Source organism: Shewanella sp. SM20, from assembly GCF_025654545.1.
Classification (GTDB): Bacteria; Pseudomonadota; Gammaproteobacteria; order Enterobacterales; family Shewanellaceae; genus Shewanella; species Shewanella oncorhynchi.
Map to the genome: position 1 here is coordinate 1 of NZ_JAKKRK010000006.1, position 11,878 is coordinate 11,878.

The 11,878-nt window shown below is 41.3% G+C and carries 11 protein-coding genes; 8 read left to right on the forward strand and 3 right to left on the reverse strand.

The features are described 5' to 3' along the window. Positions 1 to 169 (reverse strand): transposase (locus L5M18_RS04045; RefSeq protein WP_263179741.1); only part of this gene is annotated, 169 nt, incomplete at its 3' end. Between the two features lie 333 nt (positions 170 to 502). On the opposite strand from L5M18_RS04045, the gene catB reads away from it, so the two are divergent. The 6 genes from catB (at position 503) to L5M18_RS04075 (ending at position 6,583) form a co-directional block, all read left to right on the forward strand. Beyond that, positions 503 to 1,135 (forward strand): type B chloramphenicol O-acetyltransferase, encoded by a 633-nt coding sequence (gene catB / locus L5M18_RS04050; RefSeq protein WP_198572235.1) that lies wholly within the window; start codon positions 503 to 505, stop codon positions 1,133 to 1,135. Positions 1,136 to 1,244: 109 nt separating this feature from the next. After that, positions 1,245 to 1,709 (forward strand): DUF2846 domain-containing protein, encoded by a 465-nt coding sequence (locus tag L5M18_RS04055; RefSeq protein ID WP_198572236.1) that lies wholly within the window; start codon positions 1,245 to 1,247, stop codon positions 1,707 to 1,709. Between the two features lie 84 nt (positions 1,710 to 1,793). Continuing rightward, positions 1,794 to 2,570 (forward strand): hypothetical protein, encoded by a 777-nt coding sequence (locus L5M18_RS04060; RefSeq protein WP_263196008.1) that lies wholly within the window; start codon positions 1,794 to 1,796, stop codon positions 2,568 to 2,570. Positions 2,571 to 2,646: 76 nt separating this feature from the next. After that, positions 2,647 to 3,162, forward strand: coding sequence for a hypothetical protein (locus tag L5M18_RS04065; protein ID WP_263196009.1), 516 nt, complete (start codon positions 2,647 to 2,649; stop codon positions 3,160 to 3,162). Positions 3,163 to 4,669: 1,507 nt separating this feature from the next. Further along, entirely contained in the window at positions 4,670 to 5,410 is a 741-nt protein-coding gene (locus L5M18_RS04070) for a carbonic anhydrase (protein WP_263196010.1), read from the forward strand. A gap of 954 nt (positions 5,411 to 6,364) precedes the next feature. After that, positions 6,365 to 6,583, forward strand: coding sequence for an Arm DNA-binding domain-containing protein (locus tag L5M18_RS04075; protein WP_263196012.1), 219 nt, complete (start codon positions 6,365 to 6,367; stop codon positions 6,581 to 6,583). A 340-nt stretch (positions 6,584 to 6,923) separates the two neighbouring features. Here the strand turns inward: L5M18_RS04075 and L5M18_RS04080 are convergent, their stop codons facing one another. Continuing rightward, positions 6,924 to 7,385 carry a Fur family transcriptional regulator gene (locus tag L5M18_RS04080; protein ID WP_263196013.1) on the reverse strand — a complete coding sequence of 154 codons (462 nt, stop codon included), beginning with the start codon at positions 7,383 to 7,385 and terminating at the stop codon, positions 6,924 to 6,926. A gap of 211 nt (positions 7,386 to 7,596) precedes the next feature. Between L5M18_RS04080 and L5M18_RS04085 the strand changes: the two genes are divergently transcribed. Then, positions 7,597 to 9,861, forward strand: coding sequence for a TonB-dependent receptor (locus tag L5M18_RS04085; protein ID WP_263196014.1), 2,265 nt, complete (start codon positions 7,597 to 7,599; stop codon positions 9,859 to 9,861). A 174-nt stretch (positions 9,862 to 10,035) separates the two neighbouring features. Here L5M18_RS04085 and L5M18_RS04090 read toward each other — a convergent pair whose 3' ends face one another. Beyond that, on the reverse strand, positions 10,036 to 10,959 hold the full coding sequence (locus L5M18_RS04090) for a hypothetical protein (protein WP_263196015.1): 924 nt from the start codon (positions 10,957 to 10,959) through the stop codon (positions 10,036 to 10,038). Between the two features lie 451 nt (positions 10,960 to 11,410). Here L5M18_RS04090 and L5M18_RS04095 point away from each other — a divergent pair, with 451 nt between their 5' ends. Next, a complete protein-coding gene (locus L5M18_RS04095; RefSeq protein ID WP_263196016.1) occupies positions 11,411 to 11,818 on the forward strand; it encodes a DUF1398 domain-containing protein in 408 nt (135 codons plus the stop codon). Positions 11,819 to 11,878 lie beyond the last annotated feature (60 nt).

Sequence of the window (11,878 nt, forward strand, 5' to 3'; positions counted from 1 at the left end):
TGCCACCCTGGCGTTCTAGTTTTAACTGTCTCACCCATTTATCCATAGTGGACTTACCTACGTTCATCGCCTTTGCAGCTTCGATGATGCTATGGTTTTTATCGAGGACTAATTGGGCTGCTTCAAGTTTGAATTCAGCACTAAATGTTTTTCTGGTTGTCGATCTCATGTGTTCACCTAAAGTCATCTACGAGGTAATAATATCACCTCTATTTAGGTGGCCAAAATTAGTGTGCCACTACAAAGAGCTATCCACGGTAGTGTCGATAGCAGATGATTGGTTTCTAGAGAGGGCGATGTTTCAAGACGCTGCGAATTTATCAGCATCTGACTCCCAGCATAAAATGGTCGTTAAGGAGCTTAAGTGTGTCACCGGCACATAACTAGTCGGTCAACCGGCCGCCAAAAGCGTGGCGCTTTTGGTGCCCTCCGCTGCCCTCCTACGCTGGTTGCCATCAGCGTTAGGCCGCAATGTCGCTCTGAAATTTTGGTATAAAATTATATGAAAAATTATTTTGAGAGTCCGTTTAAGGGTAAACCTCTCACTGAACAGATTAAGAACCCGAATATCAAGGTAGGTCGTTATAGCTACTATTCAGGCTATTACCATGGACATTCATTTGATGAATGCGCCCGCTACCTCCTGCCAGATCGCGATGACGTTGATAAATTAATTATTGGAAGCTTTTGCTCCATAGGAACAGGCTCATCCTTTATCATGGCTGGCAATCAAGGGCACCGGCATGATTGGGTTACATCATTCCCTTTCTTCTACATGAATGAAGAGCCTGCATTTTCGGAATCAGCTGATGCTTTCCTAAGTGCAGGTGATACCGTTATAGGAAACGACGTGTGGATCGGTTCGGAGGCAATGATTATGCCCGGAGTAAAGGTCGGTCATGGAGCAGTGATTGGTAGCCGGGCTTTGGTGACCAAAGATGTAGAGCCTTACGCGATTGTTGGCGGAAACCCGGCAAAAGCGATAAGAAAGCGGTTCTCAGAACATCAAATTTCAATGTTACTGGAGATGCAGTGGTGGGATTGGCCGTTGGAGCAAATTAAAGAAGCAATGCCTTTTTTGTGTTCGTCTGACATCGAAGGCCTTTACCGTATTTGGCAACGTTCAAGTGCCTAAAGAACGGCCGTTGTCACCCCTTCGGTGCTGGGAAGGCTTTCTGCCGCTTCGCGACTACAAGTCCGCCCCAAGGCCGGGTGTTAGTTTTCGTAGAGATGGAGCTTTGTAGATGTTTAAGAAATTTATTTTTTTGTTAGTTATGATTGCGTCTCTTACTGGTTGTAGTGCTACAGGCCCCAAATTTACTCAAACGGAAGCGCCTGAGGTAAATAAAGCTAAAGTGTATTTTTATCGTCCTTGGGCCATGCTGGATGGCGCCGCTGCTCCTATGGTACAGATAAATGGGGTAGATGGTTTTGAAATCAGTAATGGCGGCTTTCATATATTGGACCTTAATCCAGGCAATACGATAATCGCAGTTAAAGAGGGCGGTATTATGTCCAACTGGCGTGCAGGACCATTGCAAATCTCTTTCGATGCTCAAGCCAATAACACTTATTTTGTTCGCTTAACTGCAGAGCTTGCTAACTCAGCTTATCTTGGGGGGGTAGCCAGTATTTCTGGTAATTACTCGCTTGGATTGGTTAATCCAGAAACTGCAACGCAAGAGTTGCGTGAAACGAAAAATAACTAACAAGGCAAGTCAGCATCGCACCTTAGGTGCTGGACTCGCTTACGCTCGCCGCTTGCGGCGTTAGGTAGACAAGGATAACTCAGAGTGTACCTCAAGTATTTCATCATAATTACCTTATCCCTCTTCACTATGGGTTGCCAATCTACCCCAAAAGGCGGAGCCATTCCCATTGAGTCCGCCAAAGAAATAAAACTAGATGTTTTGAATATCAAATGGAGTGATCTTAGCTTAGCTCCAGGCGATAGAAGAATTGAAGATACAGGTTTTGTAGTCGCTAATTGGTCTGAGTCTTCTGATGATATTGGTCTATATTTAGGCATTTTAGGCGTATTAGCATCTGATTTATTAAATGAAAAAAACTTAGAAGGGCGCTTGGAAACTGAGCTAAAAGAAAATTTTGATTTGGCTAGAATTCTATTGGATTCGTTAAATTCACACTCTGAGTTAATATCAGAAATAAAGTCAATTCACTTAAACTCTAATATAAAAAATCAAGTAATAACACTTGAGCCATGGTGCATTATATTTTCCAATGAAAAAGGTCTGATTTTTGTTCCTCAGCTCAAAGCCACATTAAAATCTGAGTCCGGAAATGCAATTTGGGAAGGCAATTATGGACCAATGAGCAAAAGCAAGCCATTTGCTCTTAAAAACTCAATGACGAGCGAAAATATAGCTTTATTAAAAGCCAGACTAATTAAAGTCTATGGAGAAATTACAAACCAATTGACTGCTAATATCCAAGGTCAAACTAATTATGTAAGTAAAGATGAACATCAAAAGCTTACTGATGAGCTTATGAATAACTTGGAAATCCAGCTTGATGAAAATCTACTTAACAAGCAAATTTATAAGGAATAAAACATATGGGCTTTCGCTCCGATCAAGTTTAGCCCACATGTTTTAGCCCATTATTTGGACGTTAGGTGTCAGAACTATGAAAGTACTTTTTCTATTATTGAGCATGCTTTACCCAGCCTTATGTTTGGAGAGTGACACAATGTGGGATGTCTACATTCAAAAAGATGAATGGGCAGTACTTACAAAAAAACCTTCAGGTGAGTATTCTTTACCACTTGCTATAAACTCAATACCTAAAGGTGTCTGGATCGAGCATTTTAGGTTTTTTCCAACAGAAAAAGACGAGAAGATGCAGGCTGAGCTGCACAAATATTTAGAGGCGAAATATCCACGCTTACAAGCCGAGGCATTAGCCTCTGCTGGGAATATGCATAATCCAAAAATCATAGCTCTGCGAGATGCATTTAAGGAAGCGATACTAGCAACCTCAATGGTTAAAAGTCTAAATTCTGCGTTAACAGATGGCTCAAGATGCGAGCGTATTACCTCAACGAGTTTTGAAAAGTTTCATATTCAAACAAAGACAACAGGGCAACCAATTTACGGCGCAATGGTATGGCTCACTACAGAAAAATGCACCGAGCAACCCTAATACTTCAGTTTGGTTCGAAGCTTCGTTCATGCGGTCTAGATAATCCCTAGATCTCCTTAAAAAGTTGGGAGCACTCAAATCCATGCAGCAGCAACCCTAAAGGAGTATGCAACGGCGCGCTTTTGTTGCTTTTGTGTTAATGCTTGAAGGGTGTAAAGGGTAGGGCAAAAGGTGAGTTTTTTGGCAGTTCTGGGTGAATTGATGGCGCCTAAATGGATCCTTCTATTCGGCTCACTGTTTCGGTCGAGGCCTCATCCTGCGAAGGCGTTATCCGCTCCCCGTTTGTAGTCATCGAAAGCAGGTGAACTGGGATGATCTGCACACTGTTTCTGGGTGATTGAACGCGTTTTTAGGCTCATGCTGCCTTAATCTGAATTGTTATTTATATGTTTCTATTCAATGGGTGTTGTTCAGTGTGTTGCACCAATATGGTTCAACCGTTTTTCGATGTGCCTAGATAATCCCTAGATAGCCTCAAAAAGTTGGGAGCACTCTAGCCCATGCAGCAGTAAGGCTACAGATGAGTCATTGCATCAACCCTAGTGGAGGATGCAATAGTGTGCATTTGTTGCTTTTGTGTTAATTGTTGGCGATAGGGTGAAGAGGGTAAAAGCCAAGGTTTTAGACTGTTTTAGGTGAACAGTAGCTGTCTAGGCCTAGGCTTACTTTAGCCGAGTGCCAGGCTCGTTCTCTTTACCTATATTAGTTATCTTGCATGTATAGGAATGGAGCGATGATCATGTGCAATTGTGATGAATTTAGATTTTCAGATGGTCGGATTTTGTGTCTCGCCGATGCTCACGGTTTGATTGAAGCCGAACGCGACACCTTATGGTGATGAGAATCACTATCAACTCTATGTAGATGCGAGTCATTATCATCACTGGACCTTCTGGCGCGGTTGATTGCGGGTTCGGTGACACGCAGTGCTTCACTACATATGAGGATTTTAGAGGGCTTGGTTGCTGTTTTATTTGCAGGCTTGTAGGGGGCGTTCATAATTTTGAACGCTATTTATGAGATTGATTTTATTTGCTTATTATTCGTATTTTCTAAGGAGTTCAAAAAATAGGTGTGCTCGGATATACCAACTTCGACAGATCGATTTTGTGATCCTTTGATCTTTGATCTTTGCTTTATGCGCCCTTTTTCTTAGCTTTGTTAGACTTGAGGTAGTAGTTGATCTACGAAATTATAGGCAGCATATGAAGAAATTTTCGATAATCGTATTCATACAAATTTTGGAATATTTTGTTTATTAGGAATGTTACAGGCATCAGTGGAAGAACTTAAGTGTGGAGGCTCACAATCGAAATCCCACGGGCTAGCTATCCATTGCTTCTGGCTCACAATAACTGCAAATAAAAAACGCCATACCTGTAACCCTGCCGCCCGTATTTAATCGCATTGACTGGGCCTTCACTATCATTAGGTTGAAGCTGTGATTTGTTTAACAGTACTATCGCAACAACCTTTGTTAACTCAACAAACTGGACTGCAGAACATTATGAAAAATAACCAACCGGCTCAACCCTCACGCCGGACAATCCTGAAACAAACACTTGCTGTCTCGGCCCTTTCGGTAACAGGGCTGGCGGCCTTATCTGTGCCCTCTATCTCTTTTGCGGCATCCCTCAGTAAAGAAGAACGTGATGGCATGACACCTGAGGCTGTGATTGAACATTTTAAGCAGGGCAATCTGCGCTTCCGGGAGAATCGCACGGCGAAACATGATTATTTGGCGCAGAAACGCAACAGTATTACGGGTCAGTATCCTGCTGCAGTGATCCTTAGCTGCATTGACTCACGTGCGCTAGCGGAAATTGTGCTGGATGCGGGGATCGGCGAAACGTTCAATTCCCGTGTTGCGGGTAATATCAGTAATCGCGATATATTGGGCAGTATGGAATTCGCCTGTGCTCTTGCTGGTGCGAAATTGGTGCTGGTTATGGGGCATACCCGCTGTGGTGCGATACGTGGCGCTATTGATAATGCAGAACTAGGCAACCTGACGGGCCTGCTGAATGAAATTAAACCTGCTATTGAAAAAACCGAGTACACCGGAGAGCGTAAAGGGAGTAATTACGATTTTGTCGATGCTGTGGCAAGGAAAAATGTTGAACTGACTATCGAGAATATCCGCAAAAACAGCCCGGTACTGAAACAGCTGGAAGACCAGAATAAAATTAAAATCGTTGGTAGTATGTATCACCTTACTGGCGGTAAGATTGAGTTTTTCGAGGTATAACGGCAACATAAGTCCCTAGCCCTAAAAGTCTGCCTCGCACTCTACTAAGAGATTATTAAATTTTATCTCTGATGCTAATGTATGTTTTGAGTATACCTAAAGCATACATCCAAATGAGGCGGTTTTTCTGTCTCATTCGGATGTTATGTTTTCCTCATATAAAGCCTAACGAGACATTTTTAATAACAATGGCCTTTTACGGTTATGCTCGGGTTTGAAGCAAAGATCAGGAGCTCGCCTTGCTGACGCAAACTCTGCGCGACAGAACACTATTGTGAACTGAACACTGCATTGAAATTAAGCACTACCAATAAAGCTGACCGTCATCTGTCTATCACTTAATGTGAGCTCAGTAAGATTTTATTGTCACTTAATCTGAGCCGAAGATTGTGCTAATTGCGAGCACAAGGGATTTCGATTGTGAGCCGTTACACCTAGGATTTGTTATTTACTTGTAGAGTTTATGAGCACTGATGGTTGGTCTGAGCTTAATTTAGAATTAGAACACTCTGCTAAAGTAATCAGAAGTATTGAGCCGGAAGTTCTTAAGCACTTGTCATACACACCACTTTTTAATAGATAAACATAATTAGACAACATTTTTTGCAATTAAAAATAGTATTGAATTTAGAAGTGATTTTGTTGTTTAGCAGCTGTGATATTGGAAGGTTCTTAAACGAAATTTGTACATATATTTATTATAAATTAATGGTTAATCTTACATGTTTCCGTAGTCGTGCTAAAATATTGACCCAGCTTTATCATCTTTCATCTTCATTTATTTTCGTTCTCTAAAGCATTTAACTTCATGTTATCAGTAGTTAAATTGCTTTAATTGGATTCGTTGTCATTCACATCAATTTAGTATGCAGCTCTTCGATGTGAGTACATAATCTGTATATATTGGGTTCTGCGTCAGATTAGCTAAAATCACATGTATACAGGGTAATTAAAATGTCTTTATATGACAATTGGTTACGTGCAATAAACGGCAAACCATATTTAGAGAAACCAGAGCTTGCAGACCGCGACGGCTTAAGCGTTCGTATTACCCCTGCAGGGACTATAACATGGCAGTATCGATTTAGGATTGATAATCCATCAGGGTACTTAACCTTTGGTCTCTACCCGGATTTAGGACTTGCTGACGCACGTAAGCTGGTCCCTGCGTGACTAAATTCATGGGTAAATATTATAGATCCCCATACGTTTTGGAAACCGCTTAACACATTCGAAGGCCGATCAGTTCTGCTTTACTCGAGATATTATAAGAACAGTGGAACTTATATCACTCGCCATGGCGCTTTCCCACGGCAAGCGACCGGGTAATGTTGCTTTCATTAATGAGCTGGTCCGCGATATTAAACCAAGACTGGCATATCCACGATTTTAGACGGACATTATCGACCAGAATGTCGGTGGCTGGGGGATTTATAGCGTTACTGTGAGTATGGGATAAGTTCAGCAACCATGATAAATAGCGTTCCAAATTAGTTAATGTACATAACTTAACTTAACTATTATGTTGCTGCTGACATTCATGACACCAACCCGCTAATTCAAGCTGTGGGCTCGATAAGGTAAATTCTGCTTGGCTAACATTCAACTGTAACTGTTCAACAAGAGCAGTGGGCAATGCTATCTCCGTGACTTTTTGACAAGTATTACAAATTAAAAATTGATTGTGAATGTGATGATCGCATACATGATGGCAGGCAATATACTTATTCACCGTTAATAACTTATGCACTAATTGTTCCTGTACTAAGAAATCCAACATGCGATAGATAGACATTATGGGTAAACTCTCGCCCAAACTTTGTTTTAACACATCGGCAATTTCATAGGCAGACAAAGGAATATCATGATCCTGTAATACGATAAGTACTTTTTTGCGCTTACTGGTAAGATTGATGCCTTTTTCTTCACACTTTTTCACTGCTTCACGCAGTAAATCAAGATTTTTTCCTGTCATAGAACTGCCAATTTTTTTGAAATGATCATACTTGCACAGTTTACCTGATCTACCCCTTCTAATGACAATCTTTGTTAGCAATCATCAATCACCATACCGAGTGCTGTTCTGATTGCCATTTACAATCAGTAACTTAATTTACTTTCATTCATATTGAACTCGACTGATACATTATGATACGTTATAACATATCATTTTTGGCAGTAATTATATGGAGACGACCCACAAAATGAACTTCCACAAATACCTTCTGTTATTAGGTGTTGGCACTTTAGCTGTTTCAGCAGAACCTATTGAACGTATCAATGTCACTGGGCATGCTTTAGAAAAACCACTAAGTCAAAGAATACAAGCCAGTAAAATCGAACTCAGCGGCGATGAACTTAATAATCGTAAAGCCGATACCTTAGGAGAAACTTTAAGCCAATTACCGGGGGTAGACAGTGGTTTTTTTGGTAGCTCATCGGGTAGGCCACAAATCCGTGGGTTTGGTGGAAACAGGGTTAAAATGTTGCTCAATGGAACTCAAGTTGAGGATATGTCGTCGGTGAGTGAGGAGCAATACATCCCCATCGAGCCCTTTCTTGCTGACAGTATCTTGGTCATTAAAGGTCCTACAGCTGTGATTGCCTATGGTGGGCAAGCGATGGCAGGCATTGTTGATCTCCAAGATGGTCGTATTCCATTGAGCCCAATCAATGGGTTTAACAGTCGCGCTGAAGTGAAAGCTGGCTTCAATAGTACAAGTACCGCACTGGCAAAACTTACCGCAGGGAATGAATCTTTTAACTTTGCGCTGAATATGATCAACAAAGACCGTGGTGACTACGATATCCCTGGATATTCTAAAGACAGCGATTGTAAAACGTGGTCAAAAGTCGTAGGTGCTGCACAGTTTGCCGATCTATGCCAAATCAAATATGCGCAACCTGTGTGGCAGATGAACAATCAGTTAAAACGCTATGAAGATGCTACACCTCTAGAACAACAAATTATCACCGACTACTCAATAGACAGTAATGGCACTGTGCTTAACAGCAGCCACCACACATCATCATTCTCGGCAGGCGGAAGCTACACTGGCCAACAACGTCTTTTGGGTTTGGCTTATGGTTATACGGACACTCATCGCGGTATTCCGGGATTCATGCGTCGTGGCAGCAGCGCACCAGTGGATTTTGATCAACGGGGTAATATTCGAATTTTCTCCCGTGGTGATCGCGTAGATATGAAGTATGTCGAAAACTGGGATGACAATTGGATAAAATCATTTAGCCTCGATGGCGCCTATTCGAATCAAGTCGATGATGAGCATATGGCAGAGGTATCCGTCAACCAATTCGAACTTACCTCTTGGGTCATTAGCCCTAAGCTCTATCATAGTTGGACATCAAACTTCGATGGTGTCTTAGGATTGCAGTACGACACTAAAGCCTATAAAGGGGAGGGCTATGACAATTACATGCCTGATGTCGATAGTCAAAACTATGCAGCCTATACGCTACAAACCCTGCACTTTGGTCCGGTTACTTTTGAGTTTGGAGGTCGTTATGATGCGATTAAGCACCAAGTAAACGCAGAGGGGTACAAGGTAGGCCGAGGCTCAGGAGCGAATGTTAAAGATAGAAATTTTTATCTCCAAAGCTACTCAGGATCACTGCAATGGGACATATTGCAAAATTGGTCAACACGAGTCAATTACGTTCATGCCGAGCGTGCTCCTGAAATGAATGAGCTTTACGCCAGTAACCCACACTATGCTCTGTTAATTGAAGAACAGGGCAGCTCAAATCTTAAAAAGGAAATTAATCACTCCTTTGAAATAAATACCACCGCTAAAATCGCCGATTTACAGCTAATGGCAAGTTGGTATCAAAATCAATTCAATGATTTTATTTATCTTGGTAGTACAGGCATCGAGCGTAATGGTACTTATGTTCGTGAATGGCGCCAAGCAGATACAAACAATCAAGGGTTAGAGGTACAAGCTATCTATACCTTCCCGTGGCAAAGGTGGGGAGTTTTTGAGCTTAGCGCATTTACTGACAGAGTGAGAAATACTCCTCGATATCAATACGATGGTAGTTACGACATCTTTAGTACTCGTCCACCTCTCGCTGGTGAGCGGGACGAATACTTTCGCCGCAGGTTAGAAGGCACTTCAATACCTCGAACACCACAATCCAAAACAGGCACTGCACTAAATTGGCAGTATGATGCGCTTACTGTGTCCATCGATTATGTTCGCTATCATTCACAAGGTGACGTTAGCAGATTTGAGAGGCCCTCTGAATCTTATGCTTTGCTCGGAGCCAATATCACTTTAGATCAAGTCATTTCGAAAGTGCCGACTCAAATCTACCTAAGCTTAGATAATCTTACCGATGTAGATGCGCGCCCACATAACAGTTTCCTAAGGCATTTATCCCCTATGCCAGGTCGCTCAGCGGCTATTGGTGTCAGAGTACAATTCTAAAAAAGTTTCCTTCAAGGCTAATGGCCTTGAAGGTTTTCGTTTGATTTCTAGATACCCAAGGCCAAAAATCTAACCTTCTTCAATTCAAGCCGCGACTTGCTGTTTTTTATCCCATTTTCCGAGAGATGCTTTTAAGTCATGACGGACCCAAAGCGTTTATCTGATGAAGCCTATTCAATGATATTTCTTACATAATATGGAAAAGTCATCCATTGGATTGAGTAAGAAATCTTTACCGACAATGGAAGTCATTTCTGATTCAGATATAAAAGGATTGTCAATTTTAAAAACTAATCGTTGATTCAATTTACTTTTTATCAAAAAATCGCAATGGCGTTGATAAAATAACTGGTCAAATTGACCATTATCGATAATTCTCTGGAGACCAATTTGTATTCGCTGAGCTAAGCGAGGTTTGTTAGGTGAAACATAATAATATGTCGCTAGTGGAATATGTAGCATAATGCTTTCATCAACAACGAGATCTGGATATTGTTGATTAAACTGCTCAACCTCTTGAAAGACTTCATTCACTCCGCGGCCAAATGTTATAAACCGTCCTTTTGATAACATATTAAATAAACTGTCATATTGATTGCTTTCTATAATCTTAAATCCTGCTTGTTGCATGGCAACTTTAGTTGACCATTGGCTACCTGAACCAGTATCAAGAGCAGTTAACTGCGCTAGCGAGGTGATTTGGGCTAACCTAGGTACATTTTCCTTTTTAATAATAAAAATTCTAAATCCCTGAATGCCTTTTCTAATAGGAATTTTTATTGGAATAAGCTGTTTATTCCACTGTAGGTTAGAGGCTTCTGCAATAACATTGATGGTTTCACCCTCTTGTAATGCTCTGAAGATACGATTTCGACTCATTATTAGATCTGAGACTTGCAGTGATGCTTCACCAAAATCGGCTTTGGTTGCATCAATAACTAATTGTAAAAGGTCATAAGTATACTGATATCTGTGATCAAGTTTGGATTCTGACTGATTGATAATGAATTGATCATTAGCATAAGTGACGGGTATGTTTGCCAAAACCCACAGGGAAAGAATACAAAAAATAATGCCCAGTCGCTGTAATTTATCCATCAATAAACTCATTGCTAGAGGTTGAAATTGATTCGGTGTGCTTATTTTAGCAGTAGCCTAGATGGCTTGCGGGATAAAGAAACAGATGATAAGTGTAGATTATACATTTTTTTAGTTTGGGTTTATGTGAGTTGTAAATCAATTTAGACACCCCAACGGTGTTGGCACTGGGTGCGAGTGGCTCGCAGAATATTTTAAAGTCCTTATGTTGTTTGGCCATAGTGTTTTTAATATGGCTTTACGTTATATATGCATAAACGTGTTTATAGTCTGGCAACGATTTTGGGGAAGTTTGAAGGTCGTGTTTATTGCGTTAATCATTTATGAGCACGTGCTTTGAGCGTTTAACCAGCACTGGCGCATGCTCCACGTTTTTACAGTGCTATCACTTTGGCTCTACTGCTGATGTTGAACATATAAATTGACCACTCAAGACCCAGAGAGGACATCAATGAACTCGGATAAAATTTTAGAATCTGCACAAGCAACTTTGTCTGGATTAATACCATTTCCTCAAATTGTCGGCAATCTTATTGCTGAAGGTGTCGAGTATTACTATGTAGACTATGCCACGAAGTCATTTACTTTCTATAGCGCAGCAGGTTCTACAGTGCAAGCATCTTTATCATTTGAGGGGCTTCCATTAATTGCTGAAAATTTTAATGTGATTGAACTCAGAGCTGCCATCTTGGATAGTCAGCAGCATGGGCAAACATTTCGGCTTTTCTGCCAGCGCGCTATGAATGCTGGAGTTCAAGGTTATTTCGTGTTTTTGCGAGGTAAACGTGTAACCTATTTTGGCCGTCAAGGTGACCAGCATACCGAATGGTTTTCTGGTGCTAAGCCGAGCGATGTCTAACAATGCTGACTAGGCTCGCCACTTTCTGGGCAGGGTGCATCGTGAGTTTTACATTGGGTG

What these genes read in the sequence shown, in the direction of transcription:
- L5M18_RS04085 (WP_263196014.1), top strand. Translation starts at nt 7,597, where the DNA reads ATGGAGACGACCCACAAAATGAACTTCCACAAATACCTTCTGTTATTA.
- L5M18_RS04095 (WP_263196016.1), top strand. Translation starts at nt 11,411, where the DNA reads ATGAACTCGGATAAAATTTTAGAATCTGCACAAGCAACTTTGTCTGGA.
- L5M18_RS04065 (WP_263196009.1), top strand. Translation starts at nt 2,647, where the DNA reads ATGAAAGTACTTTTTCTATTATTGAGCATGCTTTACCCAGCCTTATGT.
- L5M18_RS04075 (WP_263196012.1), top strand. Translation starts at nt 6,365, where the DNA reads ATGTCTTTATATGACAATTGGTTACGTGCAATAAACGGCAAACCATAT.
- catB (WP_198572235.1), top strand. Translation starts at nt 503, where the DNA reads ATGAAAAATTATTTTGAGAGTCCGTTTAAGGGTAAACCTCTCACTGAA.
- L5M18_RS04070 (WP_263196010.1), top strand. Translation starts at nt 4,670, where the DNA reads ATGAAAAATAACCAACCGGCTCAACCCTCACGCCGGACAATCCTGAAA.
- L5M18_RS04090 (WP_263196015.1), bottom strand. Translation starts at nt 10,959, where the DNA reads ATGGATAAATTACAGCGACTGGGCATTATTTTTTGTATTCTTTCCCTG.
- L5M18_RS04055 (WP_198572236.1), top strand. Translation starts at nt 1,245, where the DNA reads ATGTTTAAGAAATTTATTTTTTTGTTAGTTATGATTGCGTCTCTTACT.
- L5M18_RS04080 (WP_263196013.1), bottom strand. Translation starts at nt 7,385, where the DNA reads ATGACAGGAAAAAATCTTGATTTACTGCGTGAAGCAGTGAAAAAGTGT.